Origin of the sequence: Cysteiniphilum marinum, assembly GCF_014857925.1 — a bacterium.
Lineage (GTDB): Bacteria > Pseudomonadota > Gammaproteobacteria > Francisellales > Francisellaceae > Caedibacter > Caedibacter marinus.
Genome location: NZ_JACYVZ010000003.1, coordinates 1 through 25,504 on the forward strand (window position 1 = coordinate 1; position 25,504 = coordinate 25,504).

Genomic DNA, 25,504 nt, shown 5'->3' on the forward strand with positions numbered 1-25,504 from the left:
AACACGCACTTTTAAGGCAAATCAAGGGTAGTATTCGTAAAGATGATATTGTGATGGGAGATCGCTATTTTCCTTGTTTTTTTGTGATGGCTGATCTGCAGTCAATCGGTGCTGATGGCATTTTTAAAGCACAATCACAGAGGAAGTATGACTTCCGCAAAGGCAAGCGCTTGGGTGCCAAAGATCACCTGGTTAGTTGGGTGAAACCACGTAAACCCCAATGGATGGAGCAAGCGACATATGATAATTATCCCGATCAAATAATCATAAGAGAATTCAAAGTCAAGGGGGAGATTTATGTAACAACTTTCCGAGATCATAAACGATATCACAAGATGGAATTGGCAAAGCATTACAAACAAAGATGGCAGGTTGAAGTCAATTTCAACAGTTTGAAAACCATTATGTCAATGGACCATTTGAGAAGCAAGACGCCTGATATGGTGCATAAAGAAATTGCTGTACATTTTTTAGCATACAACCTGATCAGAACGCTTATTGCGGAAGCTTGTCGTAAAAGTGAATGCCTGCCTGTACAAGTTAGTTTCAAAGGGACAATGCAATTGTTTAACAGTTTTGTATCATGGTTAAGTTTCGCAGCAAACTCAGATAAAGCTCATGACATATTGCTGCAGGCGATCATAAAAAACAAGGTGGGGAATAGACCAGGACGGATTGAGCCTCGAGCTGTTAAAAAGCACCCCAAAGCATTTAGGCGACTTAATAAAAGCAGGGAGTTGGAAAGAGCTGAAATAATTAACAGGATGCAGAAAAATGCCAATAAAAAAGATTCATCTGCCGCTTAAGGTAGTGCCATTAGGTTAATACCCCTCACCCGCACTGCAAATGCAGTGCGAGCGATCCCGCAAGGGGAGAGGTTAAAAATATGCAAATACTTTCCAAGCAATAATACTGTTCGTCCCCTTAGCAAAGTCGAAGCGATGCACTGAGCATCAGTCGAAGTGGGTATACTTGTGTAATTATGGCTTCGACTAACGCTCAGCCAACGGCTGCATGGAAGAAAGGTAAAAAGGGAAAAAAAGCAAAAAATAGCAAAAAATAGCAAATAGGGTAGTCATTACCCTATGCACAAGCTGTGGATTTATGGATATTGTATTGTGTGAAAATAATCCAATATAAGGTTTTATTATGCTAGGAAGTAGGAAAGTAAAATATGCAATGATATGTGGGCTTGCAAGCTTAAGTGGCATGGGGTTTGCAAGTAGTGAGACGATTTTAGGCAATAATCCTAATATCATGTATTTAGGGCGCAGTAATCACGAGCTTATTGATGATAGAGTTGCAATGAACTGGTCAGGAAGCACGGTATCTTTTAATATTAAAGCGCTTAAGCATGACGCCAATATAGTGATAAAGCTTGCCAAAGTTACCCCAAGTAATAGCAATGAAACATGGTTTAATGTCTATGTTGATAATAAGCTAGCGAACATTGCACGCACCTCGATAGTAGGAGCACCTGCTAGCGCTATTAAGCTTGATAATACATTAACGACGGATGTGGATATTGATTTAAGTCTAGATCCAACACTAGATTTATCCAAAACGCATAATATCAAGTTGGTGCAATTAAATGAGTCAGATGCAAAGCAGGCGCCATTTTTCTACTCACCGTTTTATGTGCAATCGATGATGCTGAATGATACCGAGTTAGTTGAGAAATATAGTGATTTAAAGAAAATTGTATTTTATGGTGACTCGATCACCGCAGGACTACAAGATGGCAATAATGATGGTGGAGCAAGTGGCAATATTGGCTATGCTAATATTGCGATCTCTTATGCCTTTCAAAGTGTTGAGCGATTAAATGCGCAAGATTGGCACATTGACCCAAGCTTTATTGCGCTATCAGGAATATCGTTAACACCCGGCTCATATTGGGGTAGTTCGACCATGTTCACATACTATGACAGTAGTAGCTATAACACGGATCAACACAATCAGCCAATAATGAGTGAAAACGCCGATATTGTGGTGATTAACCTTGGCACCAATGATACCTTTATTGCCAATCAAAGCACATATCAGCAAGCGTTGCAGAAATTTGTTGATAAAGTGCAAGTATTAAATCCAAAGGCTAAAATCGTTTTGGATTTATGGGGTTTTCGTCCTGATTATGTGCCAATGTATCAGCGGTATTGGCAAGCAGAGGAAAATATCGCAGGCCAGGTGTGTGCTACATCACAAAATCCACACTTTAACGGCAATACAGTAAGCTGCTTCGTTGATGCACGCTTGCCAAGTGATAGCTCAGGTAGCGGGCATCCAACCAAGGCTTATGCTTATCAACATGCACAAGCCTTAGAAGATTATCTAAACAATATTCTTAAGGCTGAAAAACCTGTGGATGTATCGCTTAAATATAACTGTCCGCACTCTTTGCATATTGGGGCTTATATTCTTGATCATAATAGTAAGCCATATATGGGGTGGGGTGCCTATCTTGGTGGACTTGCTGTCAGCAAAAAGGCGCTATCTTGTAGCACTACAGCAAAAGAAGGTGTCAAAGCATGTATTGCTAGTGATCTAACTTATCCAAAATTGGTATGTTATGATCAGATTCATGATACCTACTATCAGGCGGCAGGCTATTTAAACAAAAGTTGTAGCGCTGATCAAAATGGCTTATCAGGCGATAACTGTATACTAAACTACGCTCAATGACGGTTAGTAATGATGTATAAATAAGTTGCATTAGCTATCACCTCGCCCCTTGTGGGATTGCTCGTGCAGCTTAAGCTGCACGGGTGAGGGGAAATTAAGGCTCAATTATTCCTAGCTCATTACTTGGTCTTTATGGTTGTATGCTTTCGAGAAAACTATGTTATCGGACTAACAAAAGTGCGTAATCTCAGCGAGTTATACACTCTGAAGTCAAGTTGATGTAATAACATTGTAGCAATGTGCACAGCTCATGCTTTGAGTGTAAATTGAGCTTTAGTTTGATGGCATCAATTACTTTTTCAACTGTGCGTTCAGAGCGACATAAATGCGTCGCAATGCGCTTACTTTCCCAAGAAAACACTAAATATTTCAGATATTGCCCTTGTGTGGGTGTTAGATCGTGCATGGCAATGAAGTCGTGGAAAAGATCATCCTGCCTAAGCTCTGTCATTGTACTTCGGGTATCATAGCTTGGGAAGTTTGGTGTGAGCTGTGGCGAATAAAAGTTGTAAAATGCGATAACCATCTGCAGAAACGTTGCAAACCATGCCCCAGTAATAAAGTCCTTATTGCTAGGGTTGGCAATTTGAAAGCAAAACGCATCTTTATAGAAATCCAGATCATGCTCAATAACAACAGGTGTTGATAACTCGTTTGGTGAGGTCAGTTGAATAAATGCCTTCTGGTAAGCGGGGCTCATTAATTCAACACGGTTATAGAATGGATTGATGCGGTTGCGATCGAGCATATGATCGTCAATATGTAAGTTTTGACGGTAAAACTTTAGTGCCAACATCGGCTCTAATGTGACGATATTACGCTTTAAATCATTATGTGTGCGAATAAATGTAAAATTTAGAAGTTGCTCATTAGGCAATGTTAAATGAAACATACGTTTAATCGGTTGGCTATACTTAACCGAAAGCTGACCGATTTCTTTAAATGTTTTTGCCTCAGTAATCCATTTTTCAAAGTTTTTAATCAGGGGTGTATTCCGACTGGCGCTAAACAAAGTCATTTTTTCATCTAATCACAGCGGTTAATAGCAATGATATTAATCATACCTTTGATTGATCGGTTTATAAATAAGTTCAGTCTGATAAATAGTAATTTAATAGAAAAAAGAGGGTGGCTTGCCATGCGTGAATTTCTTAAAGGTGCTAATAAAAGCGCTATCACTATCATAACCTAATGCTCGGGCAACGACGGATGTGCTTTGATGTTGTGGTAACAGTACCAAAGCATAGAGCATTTTGTATTGCTGTAGCCAATAGGAGAATGACAGTCCCGTTTCTTTCTTGAAAATACGTGATAAGTGGCGAGCACTCAGATGTGCTTTTTGAGCAATGACCTCGATGGATACTGGTTGTGATAGCTGATGATTAATATAAGTGATTAAGTCACGTAGCAAAGGATGTGTTGGAAAGCTTAAAGCGTAGTTAGACTCAGATTTATCATCATGCATTGCTTGCAATAGTGCCTGGGTAAAAACAGCTGGCACCTGTTGATCTTGCTGATGGATTTTTAGTATCAATTGCTTGATTAACTCGTCTGGCTTACTAATAGTAACCGCAGTGGGTAATAGCGGCAGATTTTGGTCAAAGTACAGCATGATGCCATCAAAATCCTGTCCGCATTCAATGCCATGTGTGATCTTTGGTGGGATATAAATCGCAAAGCCCGCGGGCACGATATAGACTTTATGGGCGACGATCACCTTTAGCACGCCTTTTTGTATATAGCTTAATTGAGCTTCATCATGCTCATGTAATTTAGCCGTTGGAAAATGGCTAATATCAATGCTTAAAAGGTGAGAAAGATCTTTATCAATCGCAGCAACAAGTAAGATATTGGCAAGATTAAAAACAATACCACCAATAAGCGCAAGCAGAATCATACTGGTATTTGCTTGCGCTAGATCTGTAAAAAATCCACGTCCAATGTCACCGGTGTTACCCAAAGTGATGGCAAGAATAAAGCTAATCAAAAGCACGCCAATGGCATAATCCCAATAGAAATATTGAAATGCCCATTGTTTGCCTGTTGCTTTTTGAATATTTGCCCAAGATCCCCAGCAGAGCATTGTGATAATACAAAATAAAATCGCCAGTCCATAAGATTGCGCGAAAAACATAAGAAAACTCCTGTTAAATGATTGCTAAAACGCGCCAATGGTAGAAAAAATTAAATTAAAAAGATAGTGTTCTGTAAATTAAATACTGAAATGCTTGCACTTGGTATCAAAAAAAGGTGTAGTAAGTAACGACGTTTGGTAAAGCACAGAGTTTTGCTTTATTTATATACCGTTCGAAAAATAGTTTATGGGCGGTATAATATATAACTAGGTTAAGGAGGGTTTAGATGTATCAAGTGGAATTAGATATGCCAAAAGGATCAAATAGAAAAGTCAAAGAAATGTTGTATCAGATTGCACTGATTGGTGACTTAAAACCGATATTTGCTCAGTCTTTTAATAAGCTCAAGCGCGACCCAAATATGAAATCAGGGGACAATTATCGCCATCGTGCGTTTGCTGTGGGTGATATTTTGCAGGGTGAGATTAGTGTGAGTCCGCATAGCGAAGTGTTTCACCAGTCAAAGAAGCTTAATAAATACCAAGGCGGGATTGACCGAAGTTTCCCATTGATCGAGATGAATGTCGCCAAGAAAGTGGCTAGCGACATTATTATGGCGCATATCTATCCTAAATTGCCAGCACATGACTATCATTTTGGTATTCATCAGATTCGCATATATACCAATGATGAGGTAACAGGAAAGCCAGCTCCTGAGGGAGTGCATCAAGATGGCTTTGATTATGTCACTGTGGTTTGTGTTGATATGCAAAATATCACAGGTGGCAATTCGCTATTGGTTGATATTAATAATCATCAACATATTCACGTTAATCAAGTGCTACAAGAGGGCGAGATGTTTCTTTTTAATGATCGCAAATATGCGCATTATGCTTCACCAATTGTTCCTTTGTTACCAGGCTCGGGATATCGCGATGTATTTGTGATTACTATGCAGATTAAAATATAAGAGGATAAGTTGTTTATGTTTGATGTAGATAAAATACGTCAAGGCTTTCCAGCGTTGATTAAACTTAATCCGGCGGTTTATTTTGATGGACCAGGCGGCACACAGGTAAGTTTTGAAGCAATAAGAGCAATGACAGAGTTTATGGCAGATGGTGTTGCTAATTTAGGTGGCTTTTATCAAAGTAGCATTAGCGCACAACAGCAAATGGATCGGGCTCGAGAGGCAATGGCAGCCCTCATTAATGCAAAGCATGCTAAAGAGATCAGCTTTGGGCAAAACATGACAACGATTACATGGGCATTATCACATGCAATTGCTAATACTTGGCTGCCTAAGGATAACATTATTGTTAGTGCGCTTGATCATGAGGCAAATATCAGCCCTTGGCTTATCAAGGCACAGGAGAAGGGAGTTAATGCTGAGATATTACCATTGAATCAAGATAGTTATACACTTGATCTTGATCGACTTGAAGAGATATTGAAACAAGGACGGACAAAACTCATTGCGATAACGTTGGCATCTAATATTTGCGGCAGTATTACTGATATTGCGCGTGTTTGTGATTTGGCAAAACAATATCAGGTCAAGCTGTTTGTTGATGCAGTGCATTTTATTGCTCATCATAAGGTTGACGTGCAAGAGATTGATTGTGATTGGTTGGTATGCTCAGGTTATAAGTTCTCAGCACCTCATATCGGTATTTTGTATAGTAAATTACAAACAATGGCATCCATTAAACCCTATAAAATAGCGCCAGTACCCGATATTTTGCCTTATGCACTAGAGACTGGAACACAAAACTTTGAAGCATTGGCAGGCTTAGAGGCAGCTATTTATCACAAGGCAACTTTGGTCGATGAGCAAATAGCAAAAACGGATTTAAAGGCAGCTTTGAAATTAAGTATGTCAGCAATAGAGGCCCATGAATTAATGCTTAAATCTCACTTTCTGAAAAAACTTGAGGCATATCCGTACATCACGGTGCATGGTATAGCTTCTCAGGATAAGCTAAGCAAGCGTACGCCAACATTTGCAATAACTATTGACGGTATTAATAACAGAGATTTAGCACAAGCTTTGGCCCAACATAATATTTGTGTCGGGTTTGGACATTTTTATGTGCCGCGATTTATTGAAAAACTAGGTTTGGATAGAAGTGATGGTGTGTTGCGCATCGGTTTTGCTTATTATAATACGGTAGCTGAAATTGATTATTTATTTAATGTTTTAGCTGAGGAGATTAAGTTCAAATCAAGTAATGCAATTGCTTTGAAGTGATTTACGAGCGGTATATAAGGCTGTACTATAACTTTGTGAGATATCTGCCATAGAGAAAACAGTAATATCTTAAGTAAATTTCAGAGATCACCCCTATCTTACAGCCAGAGTATTTGAGAGAATAATTTTCGTGGCAGGACGCTACGACTCAATAACACTCCCTCCCCTTTGTTACTAAGAGTTAATCACAAGGATGTAAAACCCCAGGGATATTTCAATAAGTAATAAGCTTTATTGATATATAAGAGATCTTTATTCTTAGCGATAGATTTTTTACATTGATGTTTAATATTTGCAGTAAGTAATAATGCACAAATAAGTTGAGTTTCAATTTCCCCTCACCCGCACAGCTTAAGCTGCACGACCTCTCCCGCAAGGGGAGAGGTATTAGTTGGCGCAACTTATTCTTGATTCATTACTAAGTCGACTTAATTATCTTTATTTGCAGGTGTTAAGCTAGCGTCGTTACGCGCCTTAGCAACAAGCTTATGAATCGTTGCTGGATAAAAAACATGTTCAAGCGATTTGATGGCTTGTTCTAGAGTTTCAGCTGTGTCAAAAGGTAAAACATCGATGCGCTTTTGTGCGATGATTTTGCCACCATCAAGATGTTCATTAACGTAGTGGATGGTGGTGCCATGGGTTTTATCTTTGGCATCGATTACACGTTGATGGGTATTTAAGCCTTTGTGTTTAGGCAGTAGTGATGGGTGGATATTAATGATTTGTTGCGGAAACTTTTGGATAAAGTCAGGTGATAGAATACGCATAAACCCCGCTAAAATGATCAAGTCAGGACTAAAGGGTTTAAGTAGCTCAGAAAGTAGCTGATCATATTCCTCGCGCGTTTGATATTGCTGCTTTGGCAGATATAAACAGGGAATATTGTGATTAAGTGCGCGTGTGATGGATTCAGACACTTTATCGGAAATGATTGCACTGATCTTTATATCATCTTCATTATGTAGCTGATCAATGATCGCTTGTAAGTTTGAGCCGTATCCTGACGATAGAACGACAAGTTTAAATATCGATTTATTTGCCATGGAAGTAGCTAACATGTGCTTGTTGTTGCTGTGACTGGCTTAAGTGACCAATTTCCCAAGCAGTTTCACCAAGTGCTTTAAGTGTATCAAGGATTGCTTCTTTATCACTTTGTGCTACTGCCATTACAAGGCCTGCACCACAGTTAAATGTTTTAAGCATCTCGCTTTGGCTAATATTGCCATTTTGTTGTAACCACTGGAAGATTGCAGGAAATTGCCAGCTATCTAAGTTGATATTTGCACACGTGAAATCTGGTAATACGCGTGGAATGTTCTCAGTAAAACCACCACCGGTAATATGGCTGATCGCATGAACGTCATATTGCTCAAGCAGTTTTAAGATCGTTTTGACATAAATGCGCGTTGGCGTTAATAACGTTTTGCCTAACGTAGTTTGTTCAAAAGGCATATTTAAGTCAGCATTGACATGCTCAATGATCTTACGCACCAATGAGTAACCATTGGAATGCACACCTGATGAAGCGATTGCAATTAATGCATCATCGGCTTTGACCTTGTCACTTGAAATGATTTTATCTTTTTCAACAATACCAACACAGAATCCCGCAAGATCATACTCTTCACCTTGGTACATGCCAGGCATTTCAGCAGTTTCCCCTCCAACAAGCGCAGCCCCCGATTGGCGACAACCCTCAGCAATGCCTGATATTACATCAGCTGCTTGATGCGCATTAAGCTTACCAGTGGCATAATAATCAAGGAAAAACAATGGCTCCGCACCGCCAACAATGAGATCATTAACACACATCGCAACCAAATCAATACCAATGGCTGTGTGATCGTTTAATTCAAAAGCAAGTTTCAATTTGGTGCCAACACCATCTGTACCTGAGACTAATACGGGTTTTTGGTAACGATCCAAGGGGATTTCAAACAAAGCACCAAAACCACCTAAGCCGCCTAATACTTCTTTGCGCATGGTTGATTTAGCTAAAGGTTTGATTTTCTCGACAAGCAAGTTGCCTTCATCGATGCTCACTCCAGCATCCTGATAACTTAATGATTGATCACTCATGACTATGCGTAACTATTAACCGCTGCAGTGGGCAAAGTATATACTGATCAAGATTTATTTTATAGGATTTTTTGCTGTGCATTTTGCGTTTGAATTAAACCTTTTGCTGCTCTTAGATCACTGTTGTCAGCAGATGATCTTCTTTGCTACGATTACTCTAGAAAGCATTGTGTGTTTATCATTCATAATTTCAGTGATTAATTTGCTGATAAATCTTGAAAATTTAAAAGCTTCAAGCCATTATTTAAACGGATATAAACTCTCAAGGATCAAGTAAGGAGTCAGAATGTTAAAAGGAAAATTTTTATTCACTTTTGATTGGGTTGTTAATTATTTTAAATCATTCAATCAAGCTGAAACCAAAGATAAAAAGACCCTTGAACGTTTGCGTTATATTATGAAGTTAGCAGCAGAACGAGGATGCAAATCAAGTGCCATGTTTTTAGACAGACTATGCCATACGGTGTTACCAGTGGCGGAGATTCGCAAAGGTGCCAAGCGTCTAGCGGGTTTTGTTTCACCAGAGGAGATGAAACTGTTACTTAGCAGTGTGTAACTTAACAATAGAGCTTAAACTGCTTTAGGTGAGTTTGGTTTGATATCCCATAACTTTTCTAACTGATAGAACTCTCTGGTTTCTGCTTTCATAATATGAACAACAATATCTGCAAGATCGACAAGAACCCAGTCGCTCTTAGCTTCACCTTCGATACCCAAAATAGTGACATTATTTTTCTTAGCAGTCATCTCAAGATTGTTGGCTAAGGCTTTGGCATGTGTGCCTGAGTTTGCTGTACAAACGACAACATAGCTCATTAGTTCAGTTAAGTGCTCTACATTCATAACAGTGATGTCTTCAGCTTTGACATCTTCTAAAGCGTTAACAGCTAGATCTAGAATTTCTTTTGTTTCCATGATTTTGATAGGATATTTTGTCTATTTTCAAAGCATAGCAGTTTAGTCGAAGTTGAAAAGACAAGCAAGGAGTATATATCCATCACAAACACCGTAAAATGATTTACAATGGGTATATCTCATTGCTAAAAACTTAGCTACAATGTAAGCCTTTGTTGTTAGGAGCTCCATCTGTGACCATTGTTAAGAATGTAGTTGTTTTACTGATATTGTTGGCGATTACATATTTATGCTATATCTATATGGGGGCATATCGTATTGCATTTGCTTATTTTATCAGTTGGGCTTTAGCTATCTTTGTTTTTTGTCTCATGTTGTATGCTATGCGCTCTTTTGTAAAAGAGCAAAAAACCTTAACGTTAGCAAGTTATTTGGGCTGTTTACTCAATGATATTTCTATGGCAATAAAACATATCGTTGCATTCTTGTTGATATCATTTAAGGCCTTTGCTTTCTTAATAACAGGTAAGTTGATTAGCAAAAATAGCGTGAAAGATAACAAGCGAAAGAAGTACTAACTAATGAACAAGACGGCAACCATTTGCTATACCCCTGAACAACAAGCGATTATTGAGCATAACTTATCTCAGCATGCATTAGTCTCTGCCGTTGCAGGTAGTGGTAAAACACAAACCTTAATTGCTCGAATTGAGTTTTTACTAAAAAATGCGGTGAATCCAAGTGAGATTTTGGTGTTGATGTTTAACAAATCTGCAGCGAATGACTTCACGCGAAGATTAAGCGCGCTCAACATTAATGCAGTAATAGATACTAAGACCTTTCATGCATTGGGTCTTAAAACAGTGAGTTTCTTAGAGAAGAAAGGACTATTGCCAGCAGCGCAATTAATCGACAGGAAAAGTACACTTGAAAAGTTAGTGCGCGAAGCACTACAAAAAACCAATCAGCTACTTAATGAAAAGGAACCAATAACGCCGGAGGTTATTGATCGTTATCAACAATATATCGGGCTTCTGAAATCAAGCTTGGATCTTAAAAAGGTGCTTAAGCAGATAGAGCAGTCTGAGCAAGGTAAAGTGGAAAGCTTTTTTCGTTTCTATGAACAGCTAAGAGCGCATTATCGCGGGCGGACATTTGATGATTTACTATATGAGCCTATGAAAGTCTTGAGTGCTAATAAAATGCTAGCGGCGCGCTTTGGTAACCGCTACCGTTATGTCATAGTTGACGAATATCAAGATATTAATGATGTGCAGCAATCATTGCTTAAATTGATTTCAAATAATGCGCAATCGGTAATGGCAGTTGGTGATATCGATCAAACAATTTATGAATGGCGTGGTTCGCGACCCTTTTATATGCTTAAGGGTTTTGCGCAAGATTTTAAACATGCTAAAACATATACTTTGTCATTAACCTTTCGTTATGGGCACTTGTTGTCAGTGATGGCAAATGAAGTGATTCAACACAATAAACAACGGTTAAAAACATTATGCTTCTCAGCACCTGAAGCGGCGAAGAAAACCGATGTAAATATCATCAGTAAAAATAAATTGAAGTTACTGATTCAAGAGGTTGCAAAAAGCATTCGTGATGGTGAATATCAGCTGCAAGATATTACGGTTTTAGTCAGAAAATATAGCTCAGGCGTGCTGCTAGAGCTATCTTGTTTGCAAGAAGGTTTAGATTACCATATTGCTGGTGGTCAAAGCGTGTTTAAACTACCATTAACACAATCGATTTTTGGCTATTTATCTTTAGTGGATAAGGGGAAATATTTTCAGCAATTGCCGGAGCAGGTACGCAAAGACAAGATTATGCAAATGCTATCGTTTCCAAGTCTGTATCTAAATATCTCGCAACTGGAGTGTTTAAGTGAGTTACTTAGTGTAAATGCATTAAAACCAATGGTCGCATTGCAAAGCTTCAAACAACAATATGATCTGCCGTTTTATCAAGTATCGCGCATTAAAGAGCGTCTTGAGCTTTGGCAAAGCATGCTTGATGTTAAGCCAAAAACGCCAGCATCGACGGTGGTTAAGATGCTATATACATTACTGGATCTTTCAACCTACTTGGCAAAAAAAGCGGCAGTGAGTCCTGTCTATACTGATAGCGATGTTGCCGATGCGTGGCTTAATTTTAGCTTGGAAGCCAAGCAGACAATCACTGAATTCTTAGATCATTTTAATGCCTTACAGATGCAGGCAAATCTATCAAAGCATGATAAAAATGGATTGCTTATAAGCTCAATTCATAAAGCAAAAGGTTTGCAATGGCAGCATGTCATTCTATGTGACATGACAGAGCAAAGCTTTTTTAGTAATGCTAAAGACAAGCCGCCTACAAACGATGAAATAGAAAGTGAACGTCGTTTGTTTTATGTGGCAATCACGCGTGCGATTTCAAAGCTTAGTATTGTCGCGGGCAATGATGTTGCTAAACTTAATAAATGGTTTGTTGAAGGCATCAGTGGCGCACCACAGGGTTTGCGTAAAACCAATTCAGTACGCTTTTTATATGAGAGTCATCTGCATCAATGTGAGATGTTGCTAAAAGCGCATTTAGATCAAGATGAAATCGCATTAAAACAAAAATCAAAACACAGCACCCCAATGGCAAATTATCTTAAGAAATTAGCGACAGTGTAAAGTTGTGGTTATTTCTAAATGCGAGGTTCTTTGCTACACTTCTCAACTGTAATTGTAGAGAATGATATAACAGACGGGGCAATAAATGTTTTTTTTGGGAGAGTATTTCTTAAAGCGCAAGGTATTAGAAAATGCGTCAAAAGAGGATGACTTAGGTACTTTAGGTGGACGCCTAAAATATGCATTACAATTAAAAGCGCTTAGGCAGGTTGATATTGCTCAAAACCTAAATATCCCAGCACAAACCATACAAGCCATTTGCTCGGGGAAAATTAAAAAATCAAAGTATACGCTAGAAATTGCGGCAGTTTTAGATATTAATCCAGTATGGCTATCAACAGGCAAGGGATCGATGCTATTAAAAGATGGTATTAGTAACGAGAGCTGCATTGAGTTGCCTATTTTAACTATGACGCAGATCGAGGCTTATCTTAACAATGGTGAGTGTGTAGTCGATCGTTACTTAAGCTTGCCGTTTAATATTAACAATCATATCAAGCAGCCGTTTGTTATTCAGATTACTGATAAAGAAGAGCGCTTTGGCTTTGTACAAGGTAGTATTTTGATTTTTTCTGAACTGCAGACATATGATCAAAGTGCATATTATCTCTTTAACTTGCATGATACCTTAACATTAGGAAAGTTAGCTTTGAGGGATGGTGAGTTCTGTTATCAGCTAAATATAAATAAGCATGTAATTAGGGCGTCCGAGATAAAGGGTCAGTTAATTGAGGCGCGTTTAAATTATGGAGAGTCAGTATGAGCTGGATAAAATCATTGTCTAATCATTTACTAGGTCTTTTCTCAGCCATTACTGAATTGTATGGTAATCGCTTTAGTTACATTTTTCATGAGGTGATTTACAAAGCAGATGAATATTATGTTGCATATTCAGTCAGAGGGAATAGGAAAATTTTCCATCGCAAGTTTGTTGATATTTTGAGCAATGATGAGGAAATTAAAAAATATTCACCAACTTGTGTAAAACAAATGCTTTTATGTTATAGCAACTTATCAGATACCCCGCTAGTAACTGATGTGGATCAAAGAGCTACAGCTACCCGCAATATCAAAAGAGCGAATGTAACGACGAATACCTGCCTAATTCCTTTGTGCTGTATTTACGTCGCATTTTTGATTACAGCAATTTATTTGTCTCCGAATATTATTAAGCTGGGCGATTTTATTGAACCACGTGGTATTTTGATTTTTCCAGCAACGTATATTATTGCAGATATTATTTCCGAGGTTTACCGGATTAAGTATGTAATGCGTTTAATATATACCACTATGTTTATTCTAGTGACGCTTGCAATTGCTATTTGGTTTTCAATGCAATTGACTCCAGTTGTTAATGGTTCGCAAACGGCTGCCTACCACCAAGTGTTTGATAATATCCCCAAGCTGTTATTTGCAAATATTATTGCGATTTTGCTGTCGGATTTTATTAACGCTAAGCTGTTTGATAAAATTCGCAAGATAACAAACTCGCAGTATTTATGGCTACGTGTGTTGGGGGCATCAACTGTTGCTGAGTTGATTTTTACATACACATGGGTGTTTATGTTTTTTTATTTTATGGGCGGAGGTTCAAACCAATCCATTTGGCAGTTGTCTATATTTGCATTGAATAATTTTGCATTTAAGATGTTTTATGGCGTTTTCTCCATTCCGATTACTTACTTGGTGGTGCCATTAGTTAAGCGCGTAGATGCATATTTTGATAGACCGCGTAAGCTTCGCCTATCTACACAGTAGTAAATAACCGCGATTAAAAGCAATATCTAATGTATCGCTTCCTGTTTGATTAATACCATTTGAGATTTCCTCTTCAAGGATAATTAAAAAATTATTCTTAAAGTTATCCGGCAGCTTAATGGTGTAGTTATCGGGATTAAAGTAAGCTGCAGCAGCCCCTGAGTTAAACATCCGTAAAAGATCCGTTAAAGTACGGCCTTCGTGCATATAACAAATATCCTCTTGATAGACTAAATCATAGCTTAAAGCAAGGATGTCGTTATAAAGTTCAATGCTGCTTTCTTTGTGAAACCAAGGGTTTTGATAATGTTTCATTATCTTATTTAGCAAATCGTGCTCTATTGTATTGTTAATGCATCTGGTTAAAAAGGGGCACCAGTCTTTGAGTGGAGTTTGGATTGCTAGAACACCATTTTTCACTAAATGATCTGCTAACTTCTGAAAGGTTTGTGTAGGTTGTTTAAACCAATGAATAACCGAGTTGCAAAGCATCAAATGGAATGATTGCCTTAAGGAGTATTGTTCAATATCACCTAAGATAAACTCAATATTTTGCGCTTTATAGTTGTCGTAAGCTGTCTTAATCATATTTTCTGAAGCATCAATTGCGGTTATTTGACCATCAAAAACTTCTTGAATAAGTTGGGTGTTTTTGCCATTGCCGCAGCCAATATCTAAAGCGTGTCCTTTAAGTGCTTCAGGGGAATGTGTCTGGATTAATACAAGAAGCTGCAAAAAACCTTGATATTGTGAGAATGCATTCTGCTGATAATTAATGTAAGAGCTTGTCGTGTCATAAAAGTTCATTAAAAACGCCATGGGATATGATGATGGTGGTTAGTTTAGCTGAAGCGGTTACTATTAAGATATGAAAATTTAGAGTATTCCAATTGACGAAAAGATAAAAACAATTTAAATTGTTTACTGTTTTCAAAATTGAACATTTTAAATTTTATTTTAGTGTTTCGTGGGGGCGGCAACCAATCAGTGACTGTAAGGTTAAGTTACTGATTGTTTGCAATTTTCTGTGCCATTTTGAATATAAAAATCTATGGTGATGCCATATCAAAAAATCTTGGCGAAATAGCCTACTCATCCCTAAGCAATCGTGTTACTTTTATTCATTACCGATTACTTAAACAAAGAACCTTTATTTATGTCTATTTACGAGCGGTTACAATCGTTATTGAAAACGCGCATTTTACTTCTTGATGGTGCGATGGGCACGATGATTCAAGCCTATGATTTAACTGAAATGGACTATAGAGGGCGAATGTTTAAGGAAGTGGCATCAGAGCAAAAGGGTAATAATGATTTATTAAACTTAACGCAACCTGAGATTATTCAAACGATTCATGAAAAGTACTTGGCAGCTGGCGCTGATATTATTGAAACCAATACGTTTAATAGTACATCTATTTCTATGGCGGATTACGTGCTTGAAGATCATGTCTATGAGATTGCCAAAGCCGGTGCCGAAATCGCTAAAAAAGCGACACTAAAATACACGACAACAGATAAGCCACGGTTTGTTGCCGGTGTGTTGGGGCCAACAAATCGTACTTTATCTATCTCGCCAGATGTTAGTGACCCAGGCTTTAGAAACATTACTTTTATGCAATTGGTGAGCGCCTATCAAGAGAATTTGCGCGGTGTGATTGATGGGGGTGCCGATATTATCTTGGTTGAGACGATCTTTGATACCCTAAATGCTAAAGCGGCGATTTATGCAATTGAAGATTATTTTGAGATACACAATATATCTATGCCTGTGATGCTGTCAGGAACCATTACCGATCAAAGTGGGCGAACCTTATCTGGGCAAACGGTGGATGCTTTCTACTATAGTTTACAACATGCCAAAGCCTTATCGATTGGGCTTAATTGTGCTTTGGGGGCAGATGATTTATACCCACATATTGAGGCCTTGGCAAAGACTGCCGAAGGGTTTGTTAGCATGCATCCAAATGCAGGATTGCCTAATGCCTTTGGTGGTTATGATGAAACGCCTGAGATTATGGCAGAGAAACTTAAGCCATTTGTTGAGCACCGTTTGGTTAATATTTTAGGGGGGTGCTGTGGCACAACACCTGAGCATATTGAGGCGATGGCAAAGCTTATTGAAAATGTAGCGCCAAGAGAGATTAAACAAAAAGCTAAAACACTCTGTTTATCAGGTTTAGAAAGTTTAGTGGTGACACCTGAGAGTAACTTTATCAATATCGGTGAGCGCACCAATGTTTCAGGGTCGTTAAAGTTTGCCAAACTCATTCGTGATCAGGACTTTGAAGCAGCCCTTCATGTCGCACAAGAGCAAGTTGAAAATGGCGCGCAAATCGTTGATGTCAATATGGATGATGGCATGCTAGATGCACGAGCTTGTATGGAGCGCTTCTTAAAGCTTATTGCCACTGAACCTGACATCTCCAAAGTGCCGATGATGATAGATTCCTCTAAATGGGAGGTGATTGAAACGGGCTTGCAACAGATTCAAGGCAAGGGGGTGATTAACTCCATTAGTCTTAAAGAAGGAGAAGACGAATTTATCAAGCATGCTAAGCTTGCCATGCGCTATGGTGCCGCGATTGTTGTGATGGCGTTTGATGAACAAGGACAAGCAGACACTTTACAAAAGAGAGTAGATATTTGCCAACGAGCATATGATCTTTTAGTGCAAAAGATAGGGTTTCCGCCTGAGGATATTATTTTTGACCCGAATATCTTTGCTGTTGCTACAGGTATTGAGGCGCATCACAGTTATGGTATTGATTTTATTGAAGCAACAAGAGAGATTAAAAAGCGCTGTCCACATGCGCGCATCTCTGGCGGGGTTAGCAATGTCTCATTTTCATTTCGTGGCAATAATTTGGTGCGTGAAGCTATTCATTCGATCTTTTTATATCATGCGATTAAAGCCGGTATGGATATGGGGATTGTTAATGCTGGACAAATTACGATTTATGAAGATATTGATCCCAAACTTAAACAGCTTATTGAAGAGGTGATTCTAAATACACGTAAAGCCGCGGCTGACGAGCTTGTCGAATATGCGCAAACCTTATCTGGCACAAAAACAGACAAAAAAGAAGATCTTTCTTGGCGCAAGCAGCCGGTGACTGAGCGTTTAAGCTATGCCTTAGTGAAGGGTATTAATCAATATATTATCGAAGATACTGAAGCAGCAAGAGTGGAACTTGGTAATCCCCTAAGTGTGATTGAAGGCCCTTTGATGCAGGGCATGGATACCGTTGGTGATTTGTTTGGTTCAGGTAAGATGTTTCTGCCACAAGTGGTCAAATCAGCACGTGTCATGAAGCAGGCAGTTGCTTATCTTGAGCCATTTTTGCAACAAGAGAAATCTCAAGCGCAAAAAGCCAAAGGTAAAATCGTGCTAGCAACAGTCAAAGGCGATGTGCATGATATCGGTAAGAATATTGTGGGTGTGGTGCTGCAATGTAATAACTATGAAGTCATTGACTTGGGTGTGATGACACCCTATCAGAAAATTATTGAGACTGCCAAAAAAGAAAATGCCGATATGATTGGTCTAAGTGGGCTGATTACGCCATCACTGGATGAGATGATTACGGTTGCCAGTGAGATGAAGGCGCAAAATGTCCATTTGCCCCTTTTAATCGGTGGTGCGACCACGTCAAAGATCCATACTGCCATGAAGATATTGCCAAAACACGACTGGCCAACGGTGCATGTATTGGATGCATCGCGTGCGGTGTCAACGATGGCGAATCTTTTGGGTGATAATAAAGACGTGTATTATCAAAAGATCAAGACTGAATATGAATACTTGGTCGAGCATTACCAAAAGAGCAAACAAGCGCGTGAAATTTATGCTTATGAGAAGTGCAATAATCAAAATTTAAAGTTGGTATTTGATCAACAGACGATTCAAAAGCCCAAGCAGTTAGGGCGATTTGTATTAAAGGATTATCCATTGCAAAAGTTGGTTGATCGGATTGACTGGAGTCCATTTTTTCATGCGTGGGAGCTAAAGGGTAGTTATCCTAAGATTTTGCATGATCCGCACAAGGGGCAAGAAGCGCAGAAACTGTTTAATGATGCTAAAGAGATGCTAAAGCAAATTATTAATGGGAAATGGCTTAAGGCCAATGCCGTGTATGGCTTGTATCAGGCCAATCGTGTTGATAATGATATTGAAGTGTATGATATAAATGGTTCAACCTTAGCAAGATTTCAGACATTGCGTCAGCAAACGGGTAATCCAAATAAAGCGTTTGTTGCATTAAGTGATTATATCGCGCCAAAAGACCTTGATATCGATGATTATATTGGGGCATTTGCTGTCACCACAGGGATTGAAACCTCTGATCAACTTAAAACATTTGAGGAAAATCATGATCAGTATAATGCGATTATGTTTAAAGTATTAGCTGATCGCTTGGCTGAGAGCTTTGCTGAGCACTTACATGAGCGTATTCGTAAAGAGTTCTGGGGGTATGCTTCAGATGAGTCTTTTGATAATGAGGCACTGATCAAAGGTAAATATCGTGGCATTCGTCCAGCATTTGGCTATCCGGCTTGTCCAGATCACACTGAAAAAGAAACGCTATTTAAGTTATTAAATGCGCCTGAAATGGGGATGCATTTGACTGAGTCAATGGCAGTAACACCTGCGGCAAGTGTTAGTGGGCTTTATTTTGCTCATCCTGAGAGTAAGTATTTTGGTGTAGGTAAGATTGCCGAAGATCAACTTCAAGATTATGCCAAGCGTAAAGGTATGAGTGTTACTGAAGCTGAGAAATGGTTACGTCCTAATTTATTTTGAGATGCTAAGATTAAACTCACCTAATCCCCAAAACCCATCTTTACCTGTGACGGCTTTGTCACTATCTAATGCCATAAAGCCTTTGATGGTGCGCACGACAAGCCAAATCACCCACCAGATATACAAAAGATAGCCAACGATAACCAAAGCCAAAACAATCGATAGAATCAGATAAATCAGACCATACCAAAAGGTTTTAATCTGAAAATCAAAATGCGTCTTAAGCGCGGGTGTTACATCATGCTCATTTCTTTTGACATACGCCATGATGAGTCCAATTAGCGCGGTAATACCGGTAAATAGGCCGACGATATAGAGGATATAGATTATTTTGGCATAGGTTTCGTTTTTCATAGATGTCCTTGTTTTCTTTACTGTATGTAATCAATAAGAATTAAGTTGAGTTTTAATTATTCCCCTCACCCGCGCAGCTCAAGCTGCACGAACTCTCCCGTAGGGGGAGAGGTGAGAAATAACGTAACTTATTTCTTCATCATTACTCTATTGTTGACGACAGCTTGCCTTAAGCTTGCTAAATCTGCAAGTGTGTCAGTGTGATCAGGTATAGCTATACCCATTGTAAATCATTTTGCGGTGTTTAATGTTGAGGAAGTTTTTGATGATTTTGGGTGGTTGGATTGAAGGTAATAGCTAGGACTATTAGCAAAAGCCAATCACCCAAAAGTGCGAGAAATTCAATAGCAGAAATACTGTAAGATGGTTTGTGATGGGTATATAACAATAATGATGGACATTGGCAATGAAATCGCTGAAGATAGCAAGCATAATTAGCATGCCTTAATGTTCCATGAATTTACAGCAACTTGCGACACAAAGTGGATTGTCAGTTAAAGCCACTGAGAATATTGTTTCACTGTTAAGTGAAGGGGCAACCATCCCTTTTATCGCGCGTTATCGCAAAGAAATGACAGGAGGAGCAAGTGATACAGACCTTCGAAATTTTTATGAGCATTATCAATATTTACAAAAGTTTAACACGCGCAAAGAGGAGATTATTAACACCTTAACCGAGCGTGGTGTATATGATGAGTCATTAAAAAAAGCGCTTAATGAAGCCAATACATTAAATGATTTAGAAGATGTCTATCAACCCTTTAAGCAAAAACGTAATACGCGAGCGCAAGTAGCGATTGAGAAAGGACTGCAACCGTTAGCAGATATTCTACTTAAAGCCTATGATAGTGAGACTGCATTTTATGATCGTGCTAAGTCATTTGTCAGAAATGGTATAAAAACCGTTGACGAAGCAGTGCAAGGTGCGATGGATATTGTCGCTGAAATTTATGCTGATAATGCCAAAGAGCGCGCCTATGTGCGCGATCAGGTATCGCGTTTTGGTAGCTTACAGGTCAAAGCAAGCAAAACATGCAATGCCCAAGGTAACTTTGCGCAGTTTGATCAATATCAATCTAATGTTAATAAAATACCTGGGCATCGCTTGTTAGCGATCTTTCGTGGCGTGGCTGAGAAAGAGCTTAGTATCAAGATTGAGATAGACCATGAGCGTTATAAAGAAACGATCACACGTTTTAAACTGCCAAGACACGCTGTGGGCGTGTCATCGTTGTTGATAGATGCTTACTATGATGGTTACAAGCGGTTGTTATATCCATCAATTGAACGTGAGGTAATCAATACTTTAAAAGAAAAAGCAGAAAGCTCAGCAATACATGTTTTTGCTGATAACTTGAGCCATTTACTTATGGTGCCACCGGTTAAAGCGCATGCTGTGTTGGGTGTTGATCCTGGCTTTAAAACGGGTGCTAAGTTAGCAGTCATTGATGAAAAGGGCATGTACTTGGCGGAAGCCGTTATATATCCAGCTCCACCGCATAACAAAACAATAGAGGCTAAAAAGATCGTTAATGACTTAGTCAAAAAATACCACATTGATACTGTGGCAATTGGCAATGGTACGGCATCGCGTGAGTTACAAGATTTCTTTGCTGATTATAATAAACAAACAGAACATCAGCTGCGCTATACCGTTGTCTCTGAAGCTGGCGCTTCGGTTTATTCAGCCTCTAAAGTGGCTGATGAGGAGTATCCGCAGTTAGATGTTACGGTAAGAGGGGCGATTTCAATTGCGCAACGCTTACAAAATCCGATGGCAGCATTGGTGAAAATTGACCCTAAAGCATTAGGTGTTGGTCAATATCAGCATGATGTGGATCAAAAGAAACTGGTGCAAAAATTAAGTGATGTTACCGAAGCGGTTGTGAATAATGTTGGTGTTAATGTAAATACCGCCTCAGCGCAGTTATTGGCATATGTTGCAGGCTTAAGTCCACGCTTAGCAAAAGAAGTCGTAGCATATCGCAATAAAGTGGGTGGTTTTAAAAAAATAGCGGAGCTTAAGAAAGTCAAGGGTTTGGGAGATAAGGCCTTTGAGCAGTGCTCAGGCTTTATGCGTATTCCTGAGGCACATGATCTTTTGGATAATACCGGTGTGCATCCTGATCATTATGCGATTGCCAGAGGACTATTAACAAAATCAACTGATGAGCTAAAGCAGATCGATATTGTAAGTTTTGCCAGAATGTATAAGATTGGCGAGCCAACCTTAAGAGATATTATCAAAGAGCTGCAAAAGCCTGGGTTTGATCCACGTGATGAATTGCCCAAGGTGAGCTTTAGTGCTGAAGCCTTAGATATAGATTCGCTTAAAGTCGGTATGGTGGTTTCAGGTGTTGTGCGCAACATCACAGATTTTGGGGTTTTTGTCGATATAGGCTTAAAAAATGATGGTATGATTCATATTTCTAAATTAAGCACTAAGCGCGTCAGTCATCCCAATGAAGTGGTCAGTTTGAATGAGCAATTGCCACAGATTAAAGTCATTAGTATTGACCTTGAACGCCAACGAGTTGGATTGAGTCTTGTCGGCTAATATAAAAAACATAAAGAATATAAAAAATAAATGATTTAGAAATTATGAGTAATAGTAGAATAACGCGCTTATTGCACCTTGAAAATGATGATGCATATCACGCGATGAGCATGCCAATTTATCAAGTCAGCACTTTTGATCAACACAATAGTAATGCATTTGAATACTCACGCGTACAGAATCCAACACGTCGCTATTTAGAAGCGCAGCTGGCTATATTGGATGAAGCGCATGCGGCATTTGCGGTTAGCAGTGGTTTGTCAGCACTTAATATTGTCTTGAAGATGTTAAAAGCAGGTGATGAGCTTATTGTTGGTTGTGATTTTTACGCAGGGTTATCGTTTATCTTGGAAGAGATGTGTGAAGATCGTGGTATTGTGATTACGCAGATTGACTTACAAGAGCCTGATCATTTGGTTAAAGCAATAAGTGCAAAAACCAAGATGGTGTTATGCGAGACGATGTCTAATCCATTGCAAAAAATAACCCCTGTTGCTGATTTGGCAAAGATCACCAAAGAGCACAATATTTGTTTAGTGATTGATAACTCATTGATGTCATCATACGGTTTTATGCCGCTTAAGTTTGGTGCGGATATTGCTTTGCAATCATCTACTAAGTATCTCGTAGGGCATGCTGATGTTACCTCGGGAGTAATTGCGACCAATACACGGTTTAAAGATAAAATTGCGAAGATTATCCGTCAAACAGGCTATGCACTGGATCCATTTCAAGCGTGGCTGTTATCAAGAAGTCTAAAAACAGTGCATCTGCGCATGGCTGAGATTACTAAAAATGCAGCAGCTGTTTATACACTATTAAAAGCAAGTAAATGCTTTAAAAGTATTTATTATGTTGGTGATTTGGCGCAAAAACATGCACGTTGGCTTAATGAAAATTGTGAGTCTTTAGGTGGACTGTTAGCGGTTGAGTGTGTTGATCAAGCTCAGTTTGAGCAGTTTTATCAGAAATTAAAATCCTATTTTCCAAAAACAGTGAGCTTTGGTGCGGTACACTCCTCTTTAAGTCATCCAGCAAGCATGTCACATAAAGATGTTCAAAAACTGCAACAAATTCAATTACAAGTTTCACCATGGTTGTTAAGATTATCCATCGGTTGTGAGGTGTTAGCAGATACACTCACGATATTTCAGGAGTTTATCGATGAATATAATCAGGCAACAAAAACAGAAGAAACAGCAAAAGCAGAAAACACAAAAAACACAAAAAACGCAAAAAGAGCTTGAAAGAAAAGCATTAGTTAATATTAAAGTCATATCCTCTGTTATTTTAGGTATTAGTCTATCTGCTTTGTTAAGTGCTTGTGCACCAGTTGTAATCGCAGGTGCCGGCGCTGCTGTTGTTGGTAGCAATGTTGCCGGCAGTAGCGTTGATGGTAAAACCAATGCCTCGGATAAATCGATTCAATTTAAAGCGATTTCATTATTAAATGATTATCCTGCACTTAAAGGCAATTCTAATGTCGAGCCGGTAGTCTTTAACCATATTATGCTGCTATTGGGGCAAGTCCCAAGTGAGATGCTTAAAACAGAGCTTGCCAATCGCATGGCTAAAATTCCCGGCGTTAAGGTGGTCTATAATCAGCTAACCATTGGTGATCCCGTTGATATAGGCGACTATTTGTCGGATGGCTGGATTACCTCTAAAGTGGTTTCATCGATGGTTTCAAGTGGTATCAATAGCTTGAAGTTTAAAGTGGTTACTGAGAAAGGTGTGGTTTATCTCATGGGTGTTGTAACTCAGAAAGAGGGTAATCAAGCGTCAAGTATTGCCGCGAATGTTTCTGGGGTGAAGAAAGTCATTGAGGTATATGATTATGTCTCTTATCCAGTTGAAGCACCAAAAACAGATAAACAAGCAATAGGAAAAGAAGGATGATTCGTCTAATGCAAGAAAATGATGGGATAAAGACAGAAGAAGCTAAGGGAAAGAACAAGGCTTGCTATGACTATGGTGTGTTTATCGGGCGTTTTCAGCCATTTCATGTTGGACACCTGCACAATATACGCTACGGATTGTTGCATGCAAAAAAAATTATTATTTTAATTGGCTCAGCTTTTAGAGCGCCAAGTATAAAAAACCCTTTCTCTTATGAAGAGCGTCGCGCAATGATTCTATCAGATTTGCAAGCTTCGGGTATTGATCTAAAGCGTATTATTATCGAACCTGTCAATGATTGGTTTTATAACGAAGCAGGTTGGCGCAATGAAGCACAAGAGCGAGTTGAGCAATACGCAGATAAAGATAGTCACATCGCGATTATAGGTCATCAAAAAGATGCCAGTAGTTATTACTTGAAATGCTTCCCAACATGGCATCATATTGATGTTACTAATTTCAATGACTTTAATGCCACAGATTTTCGTGTGAAGCTATTTAAAGATCATATATTAGATTCAGATTATCTTATTGACAATGAGGATGACAAGGGTAGTTTAAAAACCTTGCAAGGGTATATGCAAACAGCCAGTTATCAAGCATTGTGTGATGAATTTAACTATATCACGAATTATAAAGCTTCTTGGCAGGATGCTCCATTTAAGCCAGTCTTTGTCACCACTGATGCCATGGTGCTGTGCAACAAGCATTTATTGCTTATTCAACGAAAACAAGCACCGGGCAAAAATCTATGGGCATTACCTGGCGGTTTTCTAGATCAAGATGAGCGTGTTGTCGATGGTATACTGCGTGAATTAGAAGAGGAAACAACGCTATCCATCTCTCCAGAAAAAACACCTCAAACACTTATAGAACAAGAGGTTTTCGATCATCCGGATCGCTCATTACGCGGGCGTGTTATCACGCATTTGGGGTTGATTATGTTGCAACAAAAAGCGTTGCCACAGGTTACTGCGCAAGATGATGCCAAGGCGGTAAAATGGGTTAAGTTAGATGATGTGCTTGAGAAAATGTCCGATTGCCTTATGGATGATCACTATCAGATTATTAAGTTTATGACATCTAAGTATAAGCTGATCACCTGATTAGTGTGCGATATTGCTGGTTTTTAGATCAAGCATTTTATTTTTTGAAATCTCTTACTAGACTTGAAACTGACTAAGATGTGTTTGAACCTAAAGGAGATTAGTTATGAAAAAGATGCTATCAATTATCGTTATGGGAATGTTTTTAAGTGGTAATATGGCTTTTGCAGCAGGTACCGACTTCACCTCTAATTCGGTCATGGGTAATAAAATGATGAATAAAGATTTCAAGTCGACATCTGTTCAGCGCCAAAATGCAACCGTGTATTTTCAAGAAACCGATCTATAAATCTTATAATGCATGAGATGTTTCTCCTCGTAGTTGCTTGGGTGTGTAGTGACAGAGTGGTTCTTCAGCTAAATAATCGCCCTTCATAAAATGCGCCCGAGCTCTGCAGCCTCCGCAGAT

Annotated in this window: 22 protein-coding genes; 15 read left to right on the top strand and 7 right to left on the bottom strand. The window is 38.9% G+C overall.

What is annotated here, in order from left to right; translation table 11 throughout:
• Both IE867_RS02595 and IE867_RS02600 read left to right on the top strand, forming a co-directional pair.
• On the top strand, window positions 1–806 hold an 806-nt coding region (locus IE867_RS02595; protein ID WP_192483226.1), incomplete at its 5' end, for a transposase.
• Between the two features lie 343 nt (window positions 807–1,149).
• Window positions 1,150–2,682 (top strand): SGNH/GDSL hydrolase family protein, encoded by a 1,533-nt coding sequence (locus IE867_RS02600; RefSeq protein ID WP_192483227.1) that lies wholly within the window; start codon window positions 1,150–1,152, stop codon window positions 2,680–2,682.
• Window positions 2,683–2,869: 187 nt separating this feature from the next.
• On the opposite strand, the gene IE867_RS02605 is transcribed toward IE867_RS02600, so the two are convergent.
• A complete protein-coding gene (locus tag IE867_RS02605) occupies window positions 2,870–3,700 on the bottom strand; it encodes a helix-turn-helix transcriptional regulator (protein WP_192483228.1) in 831 nt (276 codons plus the stop codon).
• Between the two features lie 93 nt (window positions 3,701–3,793).
• On the bottom strand, window positions 3,794–4,816 hold the full coding sequence (locus IE867_RS02610; protein WP_192483229.1) for a helix-turn-helix transcriptional regulator: 1,023 nt from the start codon (window positions 4,814–4,816) through the stop codon (window positions 3,794–3,796).
• 227 nt (window positions 4,817–5,043) lie between these two features.
• On the opposite strand from IE867_RS02610, the gene IE867_RS02615 reads away from it, so the two are divergent.
• Window positions 5,044–5,727, top strand: a complete 684-nt coding sequence (locus tag IE867_RS02615) for a 2OG-Fe dioxygenase family protein (RefSeq protein ID WP_192483230.1) — start codon at window positions 5,044–5,046, stop codon at window positions 5,725–5,727.
• 15 nt (window positions 5,728–5,742) lie between these two features.
• Window positions 5,743–7,008: a cysteine desulfurase-like protein gene (locus IE867_RS02620; RefSeq protein WP_192483231.1), complete on the top strand. Its 1,266-nt coding sequence runs from the start codon at window positions 5,743–5,745 to the stop codon at window positions 7,006–7,008.
• Window positions 7,009–7,436: 428 nt separating this feature from the next.
• Here the strand turns inward: IE867_RS02620 and purN are convergent, their stop codons facing one another.
• Window positions 7,437–8,054 (bottom strand): phosphoribosylglycinamide formyltransferase, encoded by a 618-nt coding sequence (gene purN, locus IE867_RS02625; protein ID WP_192483232.1) that lies wholly within the window; start codon window positions 8,052–8,054, stop codon window positions 7,437–7,439.
• Window positions 8,044–9,090: a phosphoribosylformylglycinamidine cyclo-ligase gene (gene purM / locus IE867_RS02630; protein ID WP_192483233.1), complete on the bottom strand. Its 1,047-nt coding sequence runs from the start codon at window positions 9,088–9,090 to the stop codon at window positions 8,044–8,046. The genes purN and purM overlap by 11 nt, the downstream gene beginning before the upstream one ends.
• A gap of 286 nt (window positions 9,091–9,376) precedes the next feature.
• Between purM and IE867_RS02635 the strand changes: the two genes are divergently transcribed.
• Entirely contained in the window at window positions 9,377–9,646 is a 270-nt protein-coding gene (locus IE867_RS02635; protein WP_192483234.1) for a hypothetical protein, read from the top strand.
• Window positions 9,647–9,660: 14 nt separating this feature from the next.
• Here IE867_RS02635 and rsfS read toward each other — a convergent pair whose 3' ends face one another.
• Window positions 9,661–10,005 (bottom strand): ribosome silencing factor, encoded by a 345-nt coding sequence (rsfS, locus tag IE867_RS02640; RefSeq protein WP_192483235.1) that lies wholly within the window; start codon window positions 10,003–10,005, stop codon window positions 9,661–9,663.
• Between the two features lie 173 nt (window positions 10,006–10,178).
• On the opposite strand from rsfS, the gene IE867_RS02645 reads away from it, so the two are divergent.
• From IE867_RS02645 to IE867_RS02660, 4 genes are all read left to right on the top strand, one after another.
• Window positions 10,179–10,523 carry a hypothetical protein gene (locus tag IE867_RS02645; protein ID WP_192483236.1) on the top strand — a complete coding sequence of 115 codons (345 nt, stop codon included), beginning with the start codon at window positions 10,179–10,181 and terminating at the stop codon, window positions 10,521–10,523.
• A 3-nt stretch (window positions 10,524–10,526) separates the two neighbouring features.
• The gene (locus tag IE867_RS02650; RefSeq protein WP_192483237.1) at window positions 10,527–12,617 is read left to right on the top strand and encodes an ATP-dependent helicase; all 2,091 of its coding nucleotides are present in this window, start codon (window positions 10,527–10,529) and stop codon (window positions 12,615–12,617) included.
• A gap of 85 nt (window positions 12,618–12,702) precedes the next feature.
• Window positions 12,703–13,380, top strand: a complete 678-nt coding sequence (locus IE867_RS02655) for a helix-turn-helix domain-containing protein (protein ID WP_192483238.1) — start codon at window positions 12,703–12,705, stop codon at window positions 13,378–13,380.
• The gene (locus IE867_RS02660; protein WP_192483239.1) at window positions 13,377–14,375 is read left to right on the top strand and encodes a queuosine precursor transporter; all 999 of its coding nucleotides are present in this window, start codon (window positions 13,377–13,379) and stop codon (window positions 14,373–14,375) included. Before IE867_RS02655 ends, IE867_RS02660 begins: the two co-directional genes overlap by 4 nt.
• On the opposite strand, the gene IE867_RS02665 is transcribed toward IE867_RS02660, so the two are convergent.
• Window positions 14,361–15,182, bottom strand: coding sequence for a class I SAM-dependent methyltransferase (locus IE867_RS02665; protein ID WP_192483240.1), 822 nt, complete (start codon window positions 15,180–15,182; stop codon window positions 14,361–14,363). The genes IE867_RS02660 and IE867_RS02665 overlap by 15 nt on opposite strands.
• A gap of 349 nt (window positions 15,183–15,531) precedes the next feature.
• On the opposite strand from IE867_RS02665, the gene metH reads away from it, so the two are divergent.
• Window positions 15,532–19,179: a methionine synthase gene (gene metH, locus IE867_RS02670; protein WP_192483241.1), complete on the top strand. Its 3,648-nt coding sequence runs from the start codon at window positions 15,532–15,534 to the stop codon at window positions 19,177–19,179.
• On the opposite strand, the gene IE867_RS02675 is transcribed toward metH, so the two are convergent.
• The gene (locus IE867_RS02675; protein ID WP_192483242.1) at window positions 19,171–19,533 is read right to left on the bottom strand and encodes a DUF4870 family protein; all 363 of its coding nucleotides are present in this window, start codon (window positions 19,531–19,533) and stop codon (window positions 19,171–19,173) included. The genes metH and IE867_RS02675 overlap by 9 nt on opposite strands.
• A 454-nt stretch (window positions 19,534–19,987) precedes the next feature.
• Between IE867_RS02675 and IE867_RS02680 the strand changes: the two genes are divergently transcribed.
• The 5 genes from IE867_RS02680 to IE867_RS02700 all read left to right on the top strand — a co-directional run bounded on the left by IE867_RS02680 (window position 19,988) and on the right by IE867_RS02700 (window position 25,384).
• The gene (locus IE867_RS02680; protein WP_192483243.1) at window positions 19,988–22,090 is read left to right on the top strand and encodes a helix-hairpin-helix domain-containing protein; all 2,103 of its coding nucleotides are present in this window, start codon (window positions 19,988–19,990) and stop codon (window positions 22,088–22,090) included.
• 44 nt (window positions 22,091–22,134) lie between these two features.
• The gene (locus tag IE867_RS02685; protein WP_192483244.1) at window positions 22,135–23,337 is read left to right on the top strand and encodes a trans-sulfuration enzyme family protein; all 1,203 of its coding nucleotides are present in this window, start codon (window positions 22,135–22,137) and stop codon (window positions 23,335–23,337) included.
• Entirely contained in the window at window positions 23,255–23,989 is a 735-nt protein-coding gene (locus tag IE867_RS02690) for a BON domain-containing protein (RefSeq protein ID WP_192483245.1), read from the top strand. The genes IE867_RS02685 and IE867_RS02690 overlap by 83 nt, the downstream gene beginning before the upstream one ends.
• Window positions 23,986–25,095 carry a bifunctional nicotinamide-nucleotide adenylyltransferase/Nudix hydroxylase gene (locus tag IE867_RS02695; RefSeq protein WP_225629938.1) on the top strand — a complete coding sequence of 370 codons (1,110 nt, stop codon included), beginning with the start codon at window positions 23,986–23,988 and terminating at the stop codon, window positions 25,093–25,095. The genes IE867_RS02690 and IE867_RS02695 overlap by 4 nt, the downstream gene beginning before the upstream one ends.
• 106 nt (window positions 25,096–25,201) lie before the next feature.
• Window positions 25,202–25,384, top strand: coding sequence for a hypothetical protein (locus IE867_RS02700; protein WP_192483246.1), 183 nt, complete (start codon window positions 25,202–25,204; stop codon window positions 25,382–25,384).
• Window positions 25,385–25,504: the final 120 nt, after the last annotated feature.